This window comes from Xanthomonas floridensis (assembly GCF_001642575.1).
In the GTDB taxonomy this organism is placed as follows: Bacteria; Pseudomonadota; Gammaproteobacteria; order Xanthomonadales; family Xanthomonadaceae; genus Xanthomonas; species Xanthomonas floridensis.
Window position 1 is genome coordinate 172,268 of record NZ_LXNG01000056.1, and the last position, 17,586, is coordinate 189,853.

Annotated in this window: 17 protein-coding genes; 8 read left to right on the plus strand and 9 right to left on the minus strand. The window is 64.2% G+C overall.

Features of this window, described 5'->3' with window-relative positions:
* Positions 1-13: 13 nt before the first annotated feature.
* From A7D17_RS20910 to A7D17_RS20940, 7 genes are all read right to left on the minus strand, one after another.
* Positions 14-367 carry a hypothetical protein gene (locus A7D17_RS20910; protein WP_064510862.1) on the minus strand — a complete coding sequence of 118 codons (354 nt, stop codon included), beginning with the start codon at positions 365-367 and terminating at the stop codon, positions 14-16.
* Positions 364-1,023: a hypothetical protein gene (locus A7D17_RS20915; protein WP_064510863.1), complete on the minus strand. Its 660-nt coding sequence runs from the start codon at positions 1,021-1,023 to the stop codon at positions 364-366. The genes A7D17_RS20910 and A7D17_RS20915 overlap by 4 nt, the downstream gene beginning before the upstream one ends.
* 2 nt (positions 1,024-1,025) lie before the next feature.
* A complete protein-coding gene (locus A7D17_RS20920; RefSeq protein WP_064510864.1) occupies positions 1,026-2,720 on the minus strand; it encodes a putative porin in 1,695 nt (564 codons plus the stop codon).
* 25 nt (positions 2,721-2,745) lie between these two features.
* A complete protein-coding gene (locus A7D17_RS25055) occupies positions 2,746-3,438 on the minus strand; it encodes a TonB family protein (RefSeq protein ID WP_064510865.1) in 693 nt (230 codons plus the stop codon).
* Positions 3,439-3,447: 9 nt separating this feature from the next.
* Positions 3,448-3,852 (minus strand): ExbD/TolR family protein, encoded by a 405-nt coding sequence (locus A7D17_RS20930; RefSeq protein ID WP_064510866.1) that lies wholly within the window; start codon positions 3,850-3,852, stop codon positions 3,448-3,450.
* Positions 3,853-3,856: 4 nt separating this feature from the next.
* Positions 3,857-5,599, minus strand: coding sequence for a DUF2341 domain-containing protein (locus A7D17_RS20935; protein WP_064510867.1), 1,743 nt, complete (start codon positions 5,597-5,599; stop codon positions 3,857-3,859).
* A 71-nt stretch (positions 5,600-5,670) separates the two neighbouring features.
* Positions 5,671-7,239, minus strand: coding sequence for a ShlB/FhaC/HecB family hemolysin secretion/activation protein (locus tag A7D17_RS20940; protein ID WP_064510868.1), 1,569 nt, complete (start codon positions 7,237-7,239; stop codon positions 5,671-5,673).
* Between the two features lie 1,358 nt (positions 7,240-8,597).
* On the opposite strand from A7D17_RS20940, the gene A7D17_RS20945 reads away from it, so the two are divergent.
* The 7 genes from A7D17_RS20945 (at position 8,598) to A7D17_RS20975 (ending at position 15,153) form a co-directional block, all read left to right on the plus strand.
* Positions 8,598-9,116: an acyl-CoA dehydrogenase family protein gene (locus A7D17_RS20945; RefSeq protein WP_064510869.1), complete on the plus strand. Its 519-nt coding sequence runs from the start codon at positions 8,598-8,600 to the stop codon at positions 9,114-9,116.
* A complete protein-coding gene (locus A7D17_RS20950) occupies positions 9,104-9,862 on the plus strand; it encodes a PIG-L deacetylase family protein (RefSeq protein ID WP_064510870.1) in 759 nt (252 codons plus the stop codon). Before A7D17_RS20945 ends, A7D17_RS20950 begins: the two co-directional genes overlap by 13 nt.
* Positions 9,859-10,461 (plus strand): SAM-dependent methyltransferase, encoded by a 603-nt coding sequence (locus A7D17_RS20955; RefSeq protein ID WP_064510871.1) that lies wholly within the window; start codon positions 9,859-9,861, stop codon positions 10,459-10,461. The genes A7D17_RS20950 and A7D17_RS20955 overlap by 4 nt, the downstream gene beginning before the upstream one ends.
* On the plus strand, positions 10,458-11,126 hold the full coding sequence (locus tag A7D17_RS20960; protein ID WP_064510872.1) for a glycosyltransferase family 2 protein: 669 nt from the start codon (positions 10,458-10,460) through the stop codon (positions 11,124-11,126). Before A7D17_RS20955 ends, A7D17_RS20960 begins: the two co-directional genes overlap by 4 nt.
* A 295-nt stretch (positions 11,127-11,421) precedes the next feature.
* A complete protein-coding gene (locus A7D17_RS20965; protein WP_064510873.1) occupies positions 11,422-12,783 on the plus strand; it encodes an alpha/beta hydrolase in 1,362 nt (453 codons plus the stop codon).
* The gene (locus tag A7D17_RS20970) at positions 12,780-14,306 is read left to right on the plus strand and encodes a GMC family oxidoreductase (RefSeq protein ID WP_064510874.1); all 1,527 of its coding nucleotides are present in this window, start codon (positions 12,780-12,782) and stop codon (positions 14,304-14,306) included. Before A7D17_RS20965 ends, A7D17_RS20970 begins: the two co-directional genes overlap by 4 nt.
* A gap of 43 nt (positions 14,307-14,349) precedes the next feature.
* Positions 14,350-15,153, plus strand: a complete 804-nt coding sequence (locus tag A7D17_RS20975; protein ID WP_064510885.1) for an SDR family NAD(P)-dependent oxidoreductase — start codon at positions 14,350-14,352, stop codon at positions 15,151-15,153.
* 228 nt (positions 15,154-15,381) lie between these two features.
* On the opposite strand, the gene A7D17_RS24335 is transcribed toward A7D17_RS20975, so the two are convergent.
* Both A7D17_RS24335 and A7D17_RS20980 read right to left on the minus strand, forming a co-directional pair.
* Positions 15,382-15,615, minus strand: a complete 234-nt coding sequence (locus A7D17_RS24335) for a hypothetical protein (RefSeq protein WP_153042013.1) — start codon at positions 15,613-15,615, stop codon at positions 15,382-15,384.
* A gap of 519 nt (positions 15,616-16,134) precedes the next feature.
* Positions 16,135-16,980: a hypothetical protein gene (locus tag A7D17_RS20980; protein ID WP_064510875.1), complete on the minus strand. Its 846-nt coding sequence runs from the start codon at positions 16,978-16,980 to the stop codon at positions 16,135-16,137.
* 392 nt (positions 16,981-17,372) lie between these two features.
* On the opposite strand from A7D17_RS20980, the gene A7D17_RS20985 reads away from it, so the two are divergent.
* On the plus strand, positions 17,373-17,586 hold a 214-nt coding region (locus A7D17_RS20985; RefSeq protein WP_153042014.1), incomplete at its 3' end, for a transposase.

The following is a 17,586-nucleotide window of genomic DNA, read 5'->3' on the forward strand; positions in this document are numbered from 1 at the left end:
GGGAACGTGCGTGTCAGCGCACGGGCGCAAAAGGAATGGGATAGCGCGGCGCCGGCGGGCGCTGCGGCTGCAGTGAGTGGCCATAGGCCTGGCCGTAGCGCTGGCGCAGCGCAGCCGGCGTGGACTGGCCCAGCTGCAGCGCGGAGCCGTTCGCCGGCGTGGTGATGGCGGCAGGCGCTCCGGTGCTGCGTTCGACGCTCTCGCGCAGCAGCTGGTTCAAACACGACAGCCGCCCACTGGTGCTCTGGCCGATACGGACTTCCACGCAGGGCGCGGCATCGGTCACCACCGGCGGCGTGCGCGCCGGCGCTGCCAGGCTGCTGGACGCAGCAACCAGTAACGCGAACGTGGGCAGCGTGGGTGTCATGGGGCGGCAGCGCTCTGCGGCACGGGCGGGGCATTGCCATCCAGGCAACCGCGCAACCGGGTGTGCTGTGCCTGAAGCTGGCTTTCCAGAAGATGCACGCGGTTCTCGCGCGTCACCCGCGCCATGCCGAACAACTCGCGGCCACGGCCGCGCACGAAGCGCACGAAGGCCGGGTCGCGATATAGCCCGGCCAGCTCGCGCCCGCTGGCGTACAACGCATCGGAATCGCCACTGCAGCGGCTCAGCCGTTCATGCAGCTGCGTGCGTTCGGCCGCCATGGCCTGTTGCTGCTGATGCTGCTGTTGCGCCAACGCGGTTTGTTGCGCGCTAGCCTGTTGCGCATGCCGGGCGCGTTCTGCCGCCAGTGTCTGGCGCTGCTGCTCCAGTTCGCGCTGCAAGGCCGCGATGCGTGCGCCGTCATCGTGCACCGGCGCGGCAGGCGCGGCAGGCGCGGCCTGGCGTGCGGCATCGCGTTCGCGCTGTGCCGCGGCGGTTGCCAGCTGTTGCTGGGCCAGATCGGCCTCGGCCTGGCGTAACCTGGCGCTGGTCTGGCGCAGGGCATCGCGCAGCCGCGCCTCGTTGGCGTTCTGCGCCAGCGCCGGCAGCGCGGCAAACCACAGCGCTCCGATCGCAAGCAGGGGGCGGCAGGCGCGCATGCTCAAAACTCCGCGCTCAGGTCCAGCTGCAGCACATCCACCGCATACGGTGGGCCGGAGACCTCATTGGCGCTCAGCCAGCGTAGCGACAGCCAGGTATTGCGCGCCAGCCCGTAGGCGCCGCCCAGGATCATGCCGCGCGCATTGGTGCCGCCCATATGGAAGTCGGAGTCGGCAAACGCGTCCGGCACCGCATCCGATTCCAGGTAGCGGTAACCGAGCGTGGCATTCCATTGCCCGGCTTCGGTGACACGCGGCTGGCCCACCAGCAGGTTCAACAGGTAGCCATGATCGCCGCCGTCGAACACGCCGCCATCGCCCAGGTTGTTGACCGGCCCGAGCGAGCGCACCCGTGCGGCGTTGTAGCGGGTGTTCTTGACCACGTCCGCTTCGATCAGCAGCTTGACCGGATCGAACTGCGCCAGCTCCAGCTGCGCATGCAGGTTGGCCACGCCGAACTTGCTGGCATACCCGTAGTACTGCAGCTGCGGCCCACCGGGGTTGGCCGGGTCAGCGACGATGGTGCGGAGCGGTACCAGCGTATTGCCGAACTGCTGGAACTGCGGGCGCGAGCCATCGCCGTCGCAGCTGTCGTTGCCGGACGGCGCCAGGCAGGGCGTGGAGCGCTTGCCTTCGAACTGGTCGTACTGGAAGTAGCTCATCGCCATCCGCAGCGACACCGCATCGCTCAGCCGCAACAGCCCGCCCACTTCGGCGCCGTACAACCATTTGTCGCGGCTGCGTGTCTTGAGCGTATTGGTCGAACCGAAATCCAGGTCGGTGTTGTAGACCGGGAACACACCCGCGCTCAGATACGGCGCAAACGCCGCATTCGGCGCAAATGCATAGCGGCCCGCGATGCCATCGAAATTGATGTCTTCATCGAACACCAGTTCGCTGCTCCAGAACGGGTTGGCGAAGCGGCCGAACGACAGGTCCAGGTCACGCGTGGGTGTGAGCACCAGGGCTGCACGGTCCAGCCAGATCGGCTCCTTGGCCAGATTGCCGCCGCCACCCAGGGTCTGGTTGGTCGATACCGGGCCGCGGTCGGCGCCGGTGACCACGCGGATGTCGCCGGTGATCCAGTCGGCGATCTGCGCCTGCACGCCCAGGCGCGCGCGAATGCGCATGCGGCTGCGGTTGCGCGAGGTATTGAGGAATGGTGCGTTGCCGGTGCCGACCACGTCGAAGCCGTTGCCGGCGTTGATCTCGGTAAAGTCCGGAAAGAATCCGTAGTTGTCGTCCGGGTAGAAGATGCCTTCGCCACGCAGGCGCAGGTCGCCGTAGAGCCGCAGCCGCTGAGTCCATTCCGGCAGCGCACCCGGCGTGGCCCAGCCTTCGCGTTTGGCTTGGGCGGTCACCTCGGTCCGCAGCTCATCCTTGATCTGCTCGCGTACGGTTTCCGGCACATACGGCACCACGATGGCGCCGGGTTGGGTCTGATACGGCAGCTTGCCTGCTGCCGGCGCGGCATCGGCAGTGGCACTGGCTTCCTGGATCATCGCGTCGGCCTGCTCGCGCGTCAGCACGCCCTTGGCAACCAATAGATCGATCAGCCGCAAGGTCACCTGCGGACTGATGCGCGATGCATCCACCGTGCTGGTGCCCTGTGCAGCGCACAGGGTGGGGGCGGCCATCAGTGCGCATAGAGACAGCGCGAGCCGGGTGAAACGGACGGAGTGGGACAGGGCAATCATGCGGGTTTCCTGAAAGGGAAGAACGTCAGCCCGGTGCCAGCGCGCCGATGCGCAGCTGGATCGGTTGCGGTAGATCGGCCGGCGGCGGTTGCGGCAATGGCTGGTTCTGCAATGCGCGTGCGATGGCAGCGTCCAGCTCGGGCTTGCCGGCCGAGGCAACGATCTGCGTGCGCGCGATGCTGCCGTCGCTGTTGAGCCACACCGCCACGGTGGCGCGGTAGCGGCCCTTGCGGGTCTTCTCGTCGCGCTGCAACAGCAGTTGCACGGCGCGCTGCACCGACGCTGCATACGCCGCGAACGGGCTGCCCCCGCCACCACCACCACCGATGCGGGTGCCGCCGCCAGTGCCAGCCTGCAGGCCGAACGGGTTGTCGCCCGGTCCGGCCGCGGCGGTCAGCGGATCGCCGGGCGGCGCTTCCGACGGTTTGGGCGGTGATGGATCCGGTGCCGCCATCGGCTTGTCGAGCATGCGCGGCTGCGGCTTGGGAGGCTCCGGTTCCGGCTTGGGCGGCGGTGGCGGTGGGGGAGGTGGTGGCGGCAGCGTCACGTGGGTGATGCGCGGCGGCTGGCTGCGCGCCATCGTCGGTGCCGATGGCCGCAGTGCCACCGCCAACAGCCAGCCAAGCAACGCCAGCACGGCCAGCACGATGGCGCCCTTGCGCCAGCGGCCGACACCGGTGGTCTCCTGCAAGGGGTGGCCTGGATCCAGAGATTGCATCGCGTGCGCTCAGCCCGCCGCCTGGCGCTGCGACGCCAGACCGATCGACCCAATCCCCAGCTTGCTGCATAGATCCAGCACCGCCATGATCTTTTCGTACTGCACGCTGCGATCGCCGCGCAGGATCACCGGCAGTTCGGCATCGTTGGCCACCGCATTGCGCAGCTGCTGCTCCAGCTCGTCCATGCTGACCGGCACCGCATCCAGGCTGACCTGCCCGTTGGTGTCGATGGCGATCACCTTGGTCTTGGGCTCGGACAGCGGCTTGGCTGCGCTGGCCTTGGGCAGGTCCACCTTGATGCCCTGGACCGCAGCGGTGGTCATGATGATGAAGATCACCAACAGCACGTAAGCCAGATCCAGCATCGGCGTGATGTTGATGTCGTCGTACGGTTTGCGCCCTTGCACTTTCATCGGGTCAGCCTCCGGGCACGCGTGCAGGCGCGTCGCCGGCATAGTCCTCGGCGATGCGCTTTTCCAACTCGTCGACAAACACCTGCATGTCGGCCGCGACTGCATCGGCCTGGCTGAGCAGGTAGTTGTAGCCAAACAGGGCCGGGATGGCGACGGCAAGACCGGCCACGGTGGCGAGCAAGGCGGCGGCAATGCCCGGCGCGATCGCGTTGATGTTGACGTCGCCGGCTGCCGCCACTGCCGCAAAGGTGATCATCACCCCGACCACCGTGCCCAGCAAGCCTAGGAACGGGCCACCGGAGATGGCGATGGTCAGCAGCACCATGCCCTTGTGGATGCGCTGTCCTTCGCGCACCACTGCTGCATCCAGCGCCGACCGGATGGCCGCGATCGACTGCGTGCGCACGAACGCGTTGCCGCTGGCAGCCAGACGCCCACGCAGCTCTTCCAGACCGATGTGCAGCAGCCGCGCCAGATTGGACCTAGCACCATTCAACGGCCCGCCGGCATGCAACTCCTGCCAGCTCGGTGCATGCAGCGGCTGCTGCGCCACCTGCTGGCGAAATGCGCCGAGAAAGCGCGCGTTCGCCGACGCGGTGGCATTGAGGTACAACCCCTTGCTGATCATCACCCACCAGCTGATCAACGCCATGACCGCCAGGATGCCGATCACCGCCCAGGCATCGGGCGTCAACGCATTGAGCAGGATGCCGAAGTAGCCATGGCCGCCTTCGCCGGCACGCTGCTCTACCGGCTCGAAAGTCAACAACCGCGCATCCACGCCCTGGCTGCGTGCAGCCGCTTCGATCGCACTGGTCGGGCGGGCGACCTTGCTGAGTTCCACTTCGTCAAGCAGGCCGATGAAGTTCGGCCGCAGCGCACCGGGCTCGCCGCCCAGCATCAGGCCGGCGGTGGCCGCCGGCACGCTGCCTGCAGCCTCACCCACCGTCTTGCCGTTGAGGTAGAGCGTCAGCTGCTTGCCGTCGGCGCGTACGGCAACGTGCGCCCAGGCATCGCCGCCAAGCGGCGCGCTGCTGGCCACACGCAGGCCGCCGGGGGAGTCGACCACCACGCTGCCGTTGTCGAGCAGTACGCTGAGCGCACCGGGCAGGGCAAACAGCACGCCGGAGGCATTGGCTGTTGCCGGCTTGATCCATCCCGACAGCGTGAACGCCCCGTTCGCAGGCAGGCTGAGCGAGGTCGAGGCGGGCGCGCTGACCGGCGCGGCGCCATCCAGCCGCAGTCCGCCGCCGATCAGCGCGGTATCGGCCAGCACCAGGGGCGCGGCCAGGTTGTTGGCGTAGCCGGTGGCGTCCTGGCCTGCGGCCTGCGCATCGGCAAAGTGGTACACCGCCAGCGTGTCGGCGTCGTAGCTGTTCTTGGCATCCTGGCCGGTGCCGGCCTCCGGATTGCCGAAGTACACGAACAGCGGCGTTGCGGCATTGGCCGGCAACGTCGGCAGGTCCACCCATGCCAGTGCGACCTGGTCGACCAGCCCATCGTATTTTTCGAAGTGGTACTTCAGCGGCGTACGGTCGTCACCGGCAATGAAGCGCACATCGCTGCCATCGGGCTTGGCATCGGCAAAATTGAAGTTGCCCGAATGCAGGCGCACCAACACCTGCACCCGTCCCGGTGCCTGCGTCACCGCAGCACCGGTGGAGGTGGTATTGAGCGCGATCTTGGCGCGGAAGTTCCACTTGGCATCCCACCACGACGCCGCTATCGCAGGCAGCGCGGCCAACATCAAACCTACGAAGACATATAACCGTAATCTGCTCACGATCTAACCCCGTTGAAAAGTGGAATGCGTTCCGCCTAGAACTCGCCCCAGAGGCGAAACAGCACGTTGATGTCGTCCGATTTCTGCCCGTCCGGGCTGGAGAGCGGCGCTGCGATATCCAGCGTGCCGTTCAGATGCGCAAAGGCCTTCACCGTGAATCCCACCCCGGTGCTGACCAGGGTTTCACTGATGCGCTGTTCGGGCAGGGGGGCGCGAATACGCGCGTAGCCGCCATCGACGAAGGCATACGCGCGCGCTTCTTGCACCAAACCGGCGGCAGCCGATTGAAACGAAGGGCTGCGCAGCTCCAGCTGCGCGGCGGCACCAACATCGCCAAGCGCCTGGCTTTCGTCGTAGCCACGCACGCTATCCAGGCCACCGAGACTGAATTGCTCGTTGCTGATCAGCGGCTCGGCCGCCAGCTGCGTCTGCACATGCGCGTACAGCTGATAGTCCTGGCCAAGCGTGCGCGTCTGCGCTGCGTCCACGCGCAGATGCATGAAGTTGGGTTTGGCCTGGTAGCGCTTGGCATCGAACTGCGCTGCATCATCGCCAACCCCGCGCAGGTTGGCCGTTGCGGTGAGGGTCAGGGTGCTGGTGCTGCGTGGCCGCACCCAGCTGCCGTTGTAGGCCGCACTGAGCGGGGCATACTTGATCGGTGCCGAGCTGCGGTCGCTGCCGAACAGTGTGTCTTCCTTGAAATTCTTGTAGTCCACGCCAAGGCTCAGCGAGTGGAAGAACCCCTCCCGGTTGGCGAGCGCACGGATCAGGCGCAGGCCCGACAGCGAGCCGTTGCCGATCACGTTGTAGTTGTTGATCGCCGCCACTTCGCTGTCGCTACGCACGCTATAGCCCAGCACCGAAAACGGCGATTGGGCGAAGCGGGCCAGATAGGACGCCGAGTACACCCGTGCGTCATCAGGATGCTGGGGTGCGGTCTGCGCCGAAAAATTGAAGCTGTGACCGCGCTGCCACAGGTTGTCGTAATGCACCGCTGCACTTAGGCGCAGCTCCGAGGTATTGGCGCTCTTGCGATTATTGAGTTCCAGTGAGCCGTGCAGCGGCAGCGTGTCGTCGACATTGAGGTCCACATCCACCGTGTTCGGGCGCGCACCGGCCTGGACCTGCGGAGTGACACGCCGGTCGGGTAACTGATTCAGCGCCACGATGTCGCGCTGCACATCCTTGAAGTTGGGCACGCCACCCTCGGCCAAGGACGGCGCGCCGGCAATCACGTCGTCGGGCGAGTAGTACTCCGCACCCACCACGCGCACCTGCCCGACACGCTGTTCGCTGACCTGCAAGGTGATCAGGCCACTGGCGGCATCCTGCTCGGGAATGCTGACAGCCACCGTCGCCAGGCCTGCGGTTTCATACAGGCTCTGCAAGGCCGCACGTGCGCCCTCCACATCGGCAGCACTGCGCTGCGGCCCAAGAAATGGATAGACCGCCCGCTCGATCTTCCCGGCTTGCAACTGCGTATTACCCAGCACCTGGTACGCCATGATGTCAAAACGCACCACCGATGCTTCCGGCTGTGCGGCAGAGGCGTGAGGAACGCCAGATGCCAGCAAGCCGAACACCGCGATACTTCGCAAATCCATATGGAAACTCGCCCCCGACGTGCGACGGAGACTTCGCCGCTGGCGCGACCTTAAACGCGACAAATGACGATTTTGAAATGCTTTTGTGACGGCGTGTCTCCGGCGGTCACGGCAGTGCAATGCAAAAAGCGAGCACGAGCGCACTATTACTTTATCAGCATGTAAACACGGCCCCAGCCATAACCATGCGGTTTCTTCTACTGACGAAGATCAGGCGTCCGACAGAGGTCTTACATTCGATTTTTTTTAAATCGTCGGGGCGACTACGCGTGCAACAATGCACTCAAGCAGACTGGTCAGTAGGCTGCGTCGAATGCAGCATTGTGAAGGCATGGCGCAGCGTAGTCGCGCTTGCCGTGGAGAAGGTAATGCACTTCACTTCACTTGCGTCCGATCAAGGCGAGCCCATCAAGTTCCGCCTTTCAAAGGCGGCGACCGATGACACGTGATTGGACTGCTAGGTGGCCAAGCTTGAGGACTTGTGAGGCTTCGGGAGCGATAACCTCGGTTGGTCTTTGATCGATCTTTGGAACATTCAGCACTGCTTCGAAACATCGCTGCCAAAAGTACGAATAACAATCGAAGCTTCAACGCCATGAAAATCGCTCTTCCTTACACAATGCAATGCTTGATAGGGCAAGGTCTACGTCCATCCCGGCGTTTGAGAAATCCAGTCAGAACCAACGATGTCTTCGGCACTCGGTAAGCGTCTTGATGCCGGAATGACTCAGTTGACGCACAAGGCGATACAGTCATCTTCTGATATCGGAATCGCACGACGCTACTGCAATGGTTAAAGCGGTGTCGCTTCGATGTAGTTGAAATGTGCGCGCCAGGCTCACCCTGGGTTGACGAATCAACGCCTAGATTGGCGCATGTCTCAACCAGCCTATGCCCGTGAGTACTTGCCGGGCACGTCTTCTAAACCAGCAGGTCCAGCGCTTGCGCAGCGTGTGCGTGAGTATGTGCGCGCGACACCGCAACTTCCGCATCCTGGAGCAGGGCGGACGCGCGAGCGGTGGCAGGCACTGAGCAGGCTGGGCGCTGAGAGTCTGCCGCTTGCCAAGGTGCTGGAGGCGCACTACGACGCCCTGTCGATCTTTTCAGAAGCCGGGCAACCAGCGCCGTCAACCGGGGAGATTTGGGCCGTATGGGCTGCCGGCGGGCCGCAAGACACCGCAACCTACGAAGCAGGCTCATCCACTGTGTCCGGCATCAAGCCGTGGTGTAGTGCAGAGCTGGATGTAGTCACACATGCATTGGTAACGGTGAGCAGCGGCCAACAGCATCCGCTTGCAGCAGTGAGATTGGAGAAGGGTCACTTCGCCCTCGACGCAAGTCAGTGGCACGGCCCGGGCATGGTTGGCGTTGCAACCGGTAGCGGTCATTTCACGCATGCCCCTGCCGTCCTGTTGGGGGAACCGGCGTTCTATCTGCAGCGGCCGGGGTTCTGGCATGGCGGGGCAGGCATCGCCGCGTGCTGGTATGGCGCCGCCACGGCCATTGCCGAGCAGGTGCGTCGTTCGCTACGGGTGGCGACCAACCCATTTTCTGCGGCGCATCTTGGTGCGATCGACGAACAGCTGGCAGCGGTGCGGCTGATGCTGCAGGACCTGGCAGATGCGATCGATACCGCGCCTACCGAGAGCCATCAGTTCGCGGTCGTGCGGCTACGCAGCCTGATGGACCGCATCTGCCGTGACGTGATCGAACGTGCCGCATTGGCGTTGGGGCCTGCCTCGCTGTGCTGCGACGCCGAACATGCGCAACGATGCGCAGACCTGGCTGCCTTCATCCGCCAATCCCACGGCGAGAAAGACGAGCAATGGCTGGGCGAACAGCTGCATGCGCGCGAGGGCAACCCATGGCTGCTGTGAGAGGTGAGCATATCGAAGGGCAGGGCGTCCCCGAGGCGCGCTGGCAGGCATCGCGCCAACTGATCGAACTGCCCAGCACCAGCATCGAGCAACTGCTTGGCGACACCAGCCGCCTGGTAGTGGTCTCTCCACATCCGGACGACGAAGTGCTGGGCTGTGGCGGGCTGCTTGCCATGGCGGTCGCATCGGGACGACAGGTGCTGATCGTCTCCGTCACCGATGGCGAAGCGGCCTATCCGCAGGAAGACGCGTGGCCGCCGGCACGCCTGGCTGCTGCGCGTCGCGACGAATTGCGCGATGCGTTGGCATGCCTGGGGATCGCTTCCTCCCACGTGGTCAGGCTGGACGTGGGAGACGGCCAGGTCCGCGCGGGCGTGAGCGCGCTGGGTGCGCAGCTTTCCGAACTGCTGCAAGCAACCGACGCGGTGCTGGTGACGTATGCACGCGATGGCCATCCCGACCACGAAGCATGCGCTGATGCCGCGATCAGCGCCGCTGCCCACTGCCAGGCGCGGCTGATCCAGTTTCCGGTGTGGGCATGGCACTGGGACAACCCGGACCACAGCCAGATGTTGGCATCGGCGACGCGGCTTGCGCTTCCGTCCGCTGCTCACACTGCAAAGATGCAGGCGATGGCAGCGTTCAGGACGCAGACCGGTCACGTCACGCCCGCGCTGCGCAGCCCCATCCTCCCTGACTGGGCGCTGGCACGGTTTCGGCGCGACTTCGAGGTCTATCTTCCATGAATGCCCAGGCCAACGCCGAGTACTTCGACAGCATCTACCAGCAGCAGGACCCCTTTGGCTATGGGACGCGTTGGTACGAAACACGCAAACGCGACATCCTGCTGGCAACCTTGCCTCGCGTGGGATTCGCACGCGGTTGGGAACTGGGATGTTCCAACGGTGAGGCGACGCGCGGGCTGGCAGCCCGTTGTGAACGCTTGCTGGCAACCGACATGTCTGCAGCTGCCGTGCAACAAGCCAGGCAGCGCGTCGGGCAGCGCAGCAATGTCGAGATCGTGCAGGCCTGCCATCCGCAGCAATGGCCGGTTGGCAACTTCGATCTGATCGTACTGAGCGAGATCGGTTACTACCTTGCCGCCGCCGAACTTGACGACCTGAGCGTGCGTCTGCAGGAGGCGCTCACGCCAGACGGACTGCTGGTGGCCTGCCACTGGAAGCATCCGTTCGAGCAGGCGCAGCAGGATGGCCTCGCAGTCCATGCCTGCATCGCCCGCTTGCTCACCTTGCCCTTGAATTACCGCTACGAAGATAGCGATTTCCTGTTGGAGGCGTGGACGGCCCAGCCACTGTCGGTAGCGCAACAGGAAGGTTTGCGGTGATTGCGGTCATCATCCCCGCACATAACGAGGCCGAATGCATGGGCGCGTGCCTGGCATCGGTCTTCCGTGCTGCAGCGCATCCGGAGCTGGATGAGCCGGTGGAGGTGATCGTTGCGGTGGACCGCTGCACGGATGCCACCGCCGAGCTGGCGCTGGCCTTGGGCGCGCGCGTGGTCGACGTCCCTACACCCGGCGGTGTGGGCATCGCGCGCGCCGCAGCCGCATCCCAGGCCATTGCGCTAGGTGCCGATTGGCTGGCCGTCACCGATGCCGACTCGCGCGTCCCCACCGATTGGCTGCTGGAACAACGCCGCGCAGGCACGGGGGTGTTCTGCGGCGTGGTGGAAGTGGAGGACTGGCTGGACTATTCCGATGAGGTGCGCCACAGGTTCGAACAGACCCAGCCAACCGGCGAAGGCCATGGCCGCATCCACGGCGCCAACCTGGGCGTGAGCACCGCTCTCTATCAACAGTGCGGCGGATTCCCTGCATTGACCTGCAGCGAAGATGTTGCGTTGGTCCACGCACTGCAGGCGATCAAGGCGTCCATCGCCTGGTCGCCACGCTCGGTGGTGTGGACCAGTGCGCGCAGGCACGCACGCGCGCTCGGCGGTTTCTCGGATTTTTTGAAGCAGCTGGAAGCTCTGCCTTTTGTGCCCGCCTGAGAGATGATGTGGCCAAGGCGTGCCCGTCTTGAGAAACCGATGTCCGCGGCAGTGCCGTAGCTTGCGACGTGCATCGCAAAGTAGCCAATGAGGCTTTCATCGCCACTGCAACCTCGACATGACGGGATGGCTGGGCAGGCAACCGAGAAGAAAAGTTCCCCGTTAGTGCCCGCGACTGAACAACGGCGTCGCGCGCGACCACTCCTTCCTGCGACAAACCGCCTTTCGGCCTCATCTGCACGAGCCGTGGACGACGCGTGCGCCACCATGCCGGACTCGCAGACCTGGGTGTGACATGGCCAAGCCAACGCTGTTTTTCCTGCATGCCCTCGGGGGCAGTCGGCATGCGTGGAGCCGTGTCATCGCGCAGCTCGGTGACCAGTTCGACTGTGTGGCCCTGGACATCCCCGGCTTCGGCGATGCGGCGGCGCTGGAGCATTTCGATACGCACTCGCTGGTTGACTGGTTCAGCGGTGCAGTCATCGAGCGGCAACCGGCATGCTGGTTTGCGGTCGGGCACAGCATGGGCGGAAAGATCGCCACGTTGACAGCGGCGCGCGCGCGCGATGGCGTGGCTGGCCTGGCCGGGCTCGCGGGCGTGGTGCTCGTTGCCGCATCGCCGCCGGCACCGGAGCCCATGGAGGAGTCGCGCCGCGGCACCATGCTGGCCTGGTTCGAATCAGGCCAGCCCACACATGGGCAGGCAGCGCAGTTCGTGGATGCCAATTGCGCCTCGACGCTACCGGACGAGCTCAGGGACGCTGCGATCAACGATGTTCTGCGCACCGCGCCCACTGCGTGGAGTGCATGGCTCACACGCGCTAGTCGCGAGGACTGCACGGCGCAGGCCGCGCGCATCGGCGTGCCGGCAATGATCGTGGCAGGTGGGCAGGACGGCGATCTGGACGAGGCCGCGCAGCGGCGCTTGAATGCGCCGCACTATGCGCAGGCACAGCTGGCCGTTGTGGCCGATGCCGCGCACCTGATCCCGTACGAGCAGCCCCAGCAGCTGGCGCAGTTGATCGCGGCACATGTGGAGCACTGCAGGCCGCACTGCCTGCCCGAGGACTTCATTGCCCTGCTGAACTCCGGGCGCGTCATGCCGCGCATGCGCAAGACGTTGCTCGCACGGCATGCGTGCCCGCCTGCCACGGCCGCAGGCGTGTTGAACCCGCGCCAGCTGGAGGTGCTGGCAGCAGTGGTTGCGCGCGTGCTGGATGGCGAAGGCGACGCGCGGCAGATTGCGCGGCGCATCGATGTGCAGCTGGCAGAGGGCGCGGGCGATGGCTGGCGTCATGCGGATCTGCCGGCCGATTGCCTGGCAGTACCGCTGGGATTGGATGTGCTCGATGCGCTGGCCGGCGGCTTTGCCGAACAGTCCGCCGCTGCCCAGGAACGCTGGCTGCAGGAGATCGCGCACGCGGCGACACGCAACACCGCGGCGCATGGTCTGGATGCCATCCAGATGGCGCACTGGTTCGAAGACGTGCGTGCCGAGACGGTCCGCATCTGGACCAGCCTTCCCGCCACGATGGCCGCGCTGGGCTACGACGGGTTTGCCGTTGGCGATGTCGGCAGCGGGAGCGTGGGCTACGAACAGACCGCAGCGGATCGGCTTGAACCCTGGCAACTCCACGCCTCCGGAGCCGACCGATGAAGGCTGCTGGCGCGCAGGATAGTGTCGATGCAGTCGTGATCGGCAGCGGTGCTGGCGGTGGCCCCCTGGCGGCGCGGCTGGCGCAGGCGGGCGTTTCGGTGGTCGTGCTGGAGGCGGGCGCGGCGTTCACACCGCAGTCCCACATTCCCGACGAATTGACCACCGGCATCTACTGGATGGACGAGCGCCTGAGCGGTGGAGAGACGCCGACCGCGTTCGGGCCGAACAACTCCGGATCCGGGCTTGGTGGCTCCACGCTGCATTGGGGCGCATTCTGCCCACGACCGGACCCGCACGACCTCACGCTGCTGACCCAGACCGGCCAAGGCGCCGACTGGCCGGTCCCGCACAAGGAATTGCTGTCCTACATCCGTCGCGTCGAAGCGTTTATCGGCGTCTCCGGTCCCGCGCATTATCCGTGGGATCCGGAGCGGAGCTACGCGTATCCACCGCCACTACGCAACGCATCGGCCGCGGCCATGGAGCGCGGCTGCCGCGCACTCGGCATCATTGCGACCGATGCGCCCGCTGCGCTGGTCAGCCGACCTCACCAGCAGCCGCACTGGGGCTTGCGCGGGGCCTGCAACAATTGCGGTGCCTGTCACCAGGGCTGCAGCAACGCGGCCAAGGTCAGCGTCGATACCACCTGGCTTCCGCTCGCAAAAGCGCATGGCGCGCAATTGCGCAGCGACAGCCGCGTGATCGATCTGGAACGCGATGGCCGCGGCGCGCTGGCCGCAGTGATCTATCGCCAGCATGGCCAAGAGCATCGCCAGCGATGCAGCAGCGTCTTCCTGTGTGCGGGCGGGATAGAGACGCCGCGCCTGTTGCTCAACCTGGGGTTGGCCAATTCCAGCAGACAGGTCGGGCGCAATTTCATGGCGCATGTGGCCACCCAGGTGTGGGGCGAATTCGACGCCGATATGCGCATGAACCGGGGATACCCGTCCTCGCTGATGACCGAGGACATGCTGCGCCCGGCCGATGCCGATTTCATCGGCGGCTATCTGGTGCAGAGCCTGGGCGTGCAGCCGATCACGCTGGCCAACACACTGGCACGTGGCGCCGGCCTGTGGGGCAGGGAGCTGGTCGCCACCATGCAGCGCTATAACCGTCTGGCCGGTATCGGCATCAATGGCGAATGCCTGCCGCAGGATCGCAACCGGCTGACGCTGTCTGACGAACATGACGCGTTCGGGCAGCGCAAGGCGCGTATCGATTTCAGCTACGGGCCGAACGAACAGGCCATCGATGCACATGCGCGCGCTACGCTGCAGGGCATCTGGCGCGCCGCTGGCGCCCGTAACGTCTTCGCAGCCGCACGCTCGGCGCACACGTTGGGGACCTGCCGGATGGGCACTGATCCCGCGCAGGCCGTGGTCGATCCCGACGGCCGCGCCTTCGATGTGCCGAACCTCTACGTGTGCGACAACTCGATCTTTCCCAGTGCACTGGCGGCCAATCCGGCGCTGACGCAAATGGCGCTCGGGCTGCGTACCGCGGAACGTTTCCTTGCACGCTAGCGGCGTGCGCGCCGCCACGACCTTCAACCACCAGGAGCTCAACATGGATCTCGGAATCAACCAGCGCATCGCCCTCATCAGTGGCGGCGACTCCGGCATGGGCAAGGAAACCGCTCGCCAGCTGCTCGAAGCAGGCGTCCGCGTGGCGATCACCGATCTTCCCGATGGCACACTCGACCAGGCACTGGCCGAGTTGTCCAGCCTGGGAGAGATCATCGCCATCGAAGGCGACGTGACGCGCGAACAGGACGTCACCGCCATCTGGGCGCAGGTGCGCGAACAGCTGGGTGAGCCGGACATCTACATCAATGCCGCCGGCGTCACCGGCGCGACCGGCGATTTCCTGGAGGTCAGCGATGCTGGCTGGCTCGAAACGCTGGACATCAACCTGATGGGCGCGGTGCGCATGTGCCGCCAGGCCATTCCTGCCATGCGTCGCAAACAATGGGGACGGATCGTGTTGTTCGCCTCCGAAGATGCGGTGCAGCCGTACGTCGATGAACTGGCCTACTGCGCCTCCAAGGCCGGCATCCTCAGCCTGGCCAAGGGGCTATCCAAGGCCTATGGCGGCGACAATGTGTTGGTCAATACGGTGTCGCCTGCCTTCATTGCAACGCCGATGACCGACAAGATGATGCAAAAACGCGCGCAGGAAACCGGAACCAGTGTCGAAGACGCGATTTCCTCGTTCCTGGACGAGGAGCGCCCCGGCATGGTGCTCAAGCGACGTGGACGCCCGGAAGAGGTGGCCTCGGTGGTCGCGTTTCTCTGTTCGGAGCGCGCAAGCTTCATCAACGGCGCCGGCGTGCGCGTGGATTCGGGTTCGGTGTTTACCATCGCTGGTTGAGCCGGGCGGTGCTGCCGCGGTAGCGCCGCATGCGATTCGACAGCCGTGGACAGTCGGCGGGGTTGATCACCTCGGCGCCTGCCGATCGAAGTCACAAGGGCGAGTCTGAATCCAGCCGCAAAGCCATTGGGCCAGGCCGCGTCGCCAGCTGCAGCGATACCAGTCGCTCGTTGGGGGGACGCCACAATCGGGGAGACGCGCGCTTCCCGTTGTGCGTGCTCAAGGTCTTTACACAATACCAATACCGATAGTCGTGTCCGGCCTCTGCGTTCCCTGCGGATTTAGGTCCATTACCTCGTTCACCTCAATGACACTTCCAATGATGGCAAGATCGGAATGGTGAACTTCTTCCTCTTCGGTAAATTCATTAAAACTGCCAATCCCGGCAGTCTGGCAAGGAAAAGAACGGCCTAGAAAAGGAATAAAAAGTATGGCGATTAATGGATACGCAAGAAGCTTCATGAATCAGCGGCCTGAGTTGGGTGGCGCTACCGGGCAACATGGGGCTAAATAGGTGAGGTGGCGGGATTTCAGTGAGGCGACACATTACTCTGCGCCTCAGAACGACCATCGCTCAACCAAGCATGCCACAACCGAAGTCGCGTTGCTTGACGAGGGCAGCTGCCGCGCACAGCGACCATAGCCAGATGCTGGCGGGCCTGGCGACTTACGGGACTGGGTCCACTTCCAAGCAACTCGAGAGCTATCATCGAAACTTCCAGAATGGTCTTGCCGATATCAGGACCAATCTCTTGTTTCGAGTCGTGCGATATGGCCAGGAATGCGTGTTGATAAATAAAGCTGCTTGCCACCATTTGAAAAACCTGCGAGTTCTACATGCAGCCTGTCAATGCTCCTGATTGCCATCCTGACCGCAAGGCTTTCGATGAGCGACCTATGCGCCGCGCCAGATCGCGATAGGTAACGCAATGCCAAAGGGCCACGCACCCGCGATGAAGTCGCGGCAACAGGCATTGCCAATCAGCCACGAAACACGGGAGCAAGGTCGATGCCTGCTGGAATGATGACCTGACGGTGCATAGTGTTCAGATCTTTCCATTCCTTGCCGTTGTATCCCGAGACACGCTCCTCGATCATCTGGTCCTTGCAACCAGGGCAGCCGAGCAGCGACGTATCGACTCGCAGGACGCCCTGAACGATCTTGGGCACCTTGGCATCGGAACGGATGAGCGCCGCGAAGTCTGGCCCGTTCACCGCCAGCGTAAGCAGCCTGTCGTAGTAGCCGCCAGCAGCATTGGCGTTGGCGAAGACCTTACGCTTTTTGCCCATTGCCCGCAGATAGAGATTGCAAGCAGTGCAGACCTGCTTGGCTTTCAGGAAACCGAAAACAGCGAGCCCACCAACGAGAAAACCCACGCATTGCAAGCCGGCAATCCAGTAACCCAACCCGCCCACTTCGCCCGAGTCTGTGTGGGCGCGTCCGCCGTAATGGGCTTTGGTCAGCATCAAATTCAGGTATTGGCCGAATGGCACGAGATCGGCAACCTTGCTTCCGTCATCGAGAATCAGTGTCACGTAGCCAAGCCAATAGATCAGAAGCTGGGTCAGGCCTGCGATCGCCGCCATTTGGATGAGCAGGATCACCGTGGCGCGTTTGTGAAAGTAGAGCGAGCCAAAGTAGTAGCCCGATGCGGCGGCGAACCCGGTGATCAAGCCGCCCACCGGGACGATGACCCAGATAGTGATGGTGAAGAAGTCAAAACCTGTCATGCGGGCAACTGCGACGTCGGCAATCGCCACCAGGAGCGACGTGACCAAGCCGCACAACGCCACGCCAACGCTTTCGAGCAAGCTTTTTACTTTCATTTATCTGTCCAGTCATTACCGCGATTCAGTCCGGAACAGCCGAGCATCCGTAACCCACTAACCTGGGTTACAGGCATCGACATCTCGGCGCACTCAACTAGGTGCTCCCCGGATTCACCGATGTCGAACACGCCCGGAATCGAACGGCCTGCCCCGCCACTCGATAAACTCGCACCAGCCAATATCGTGTGACCGGCGCGCCCCCAAGCATGTCCGCATCGCGCCACGCCCCACCACAATCATCGGGCCGCCAGATGCAGGCGTCAACCAGTGCCGTATTGGTCGAAGTGCCTCCTGGCTGTCCTGTTCCCGACGCGGCCAGGATGCCGGCGCGATGTCAAACGGACTAGGGCGTGTTAACACTAATGAGATAAGCGATTAAACTATCTGGCATGGAGATCACGCCCGCACAATTTGCCCTCATCGAACATTGCTTACCTGCGCAGCGCGGCAATGTCAGCATGACCAACCTGCAGGTAGTCAACGCCATCCTTTACGTCGCAGAGCATGGCTGCAAATGGCGGGGCCTGCCCAAGCGCTTTGGCAACTGGCACACGGTCTATACACGCATGAACCGTTGGGCCAAGGCCGGTGTGCTCGACCGGA

Bases quoted from the DNA above. Each gene is read 5' to 3' on its own strand.
- A7D17_RS20920 (WP_064510864.1), bottom strand. From the start codon at position 2,720: ATGATTGCCCTGTCCCACTCCGTCCGTTTCACCCGGCTCGCGCTGTCT.
- A7D17_RS20930 (WP_064510866.1), bottom strand. From the start codon at position 3,852: ATGAAAGTGCAAGGGCGCAAACCGTACGACGACATCAACATCACGCCG.
- A7D17_RS20940 (WP_064510868.1), bottom strand. From the start codon at position 7,239: ATGGATTTGCGAAGTATCGCGGTGTTCGGCTTGCTGGCATCTGGCGTT.
- A7D17_RS20935 (WP_064510867.1), bottom strand. From the start codon at position 5,599: ATGTTGGCCGCGCTGCCTGCGATAGCGGCGTCGTGGTGGGATGCCAAG.
- A7D17_RS20955 (WP_064510871.1), top strand. From the start codon at position 9,859: ATGAATGCCCAGGCCAACGCCGAGTACTTCGACAGCATCTACCAGCAG.
- A7D17_RS25055 (WP_064510865.1), bottom strand. From the start codon at position 3,438: ATGCAATCTCTGGATCCAGGCCACCCCTTGCAGGAGACCACCGGTGTC.
- A7D17_RS20910 (WP_064510862.1), bottom strand. From the start codon at position 367: ATGACACCCACGCTGCCCACGTTCGCGTTACTGGTTGCTGCGTCCAGC.
- A7D17_RS20945 (WP_064510869.1), top strand. From the start codon at position 8,598: ATGGTTGGCGTTGCAACCGGTAGCGGTCATTTCACGCATGCCCCTGCC.
- A7D17_RS20980 (WP_064510875.1), bottom strand. From the start codon at position 16,980: ATGAAAGTAAAAAGCTTGCTCGAAAGCGTTGGCGTGGCGTTGTGCGGC.
- A7D17_RS24335 (WP_153042013.1), bottom strand. From the start codon at position 15,615: ATGAAGCTTCTTGCGTATCCATTAATCGCCATACTTTTTATTCCTTTT.
- A7D17_RS20975 (WP_064510885.1), top strand. From the start codon at position 14,350: ATGGATCTCGGAATCAACCAGCGCATCGCCCTCATCAGTGGCGGCGAC.
- A7D17_RS20965 (WP_064510873.1), top strand. From the start codon at position 11,422: ATGGCCAAGCCAACGCTGTTTTTCCTGCATGCCCTCGGGGGCAGTCGG.
- A7D17_RS20950 (WP_064510870.1), top strand. From the start codon at position 9,104: ATGGCTGCTGTGAGAGGTGAGCATATCGAAGGGCAGGGCGTCCCCGAG.
- A7D17_RS20970 (WP_064510874.1), top strand. From the start codon at position 12,780: ATGAAGGCTGCTGGCGCGCAGGATAGTGTCGATGCAGTCGTGATCGGC.
- A7D17_RS20915 (WP_064510863.1), bottom strand. From the start codon at position 1,023: ATGCGCGCCTGCCGCCCCCTGCTTGCGATCGGAGCGCTGTGGTTTGCC.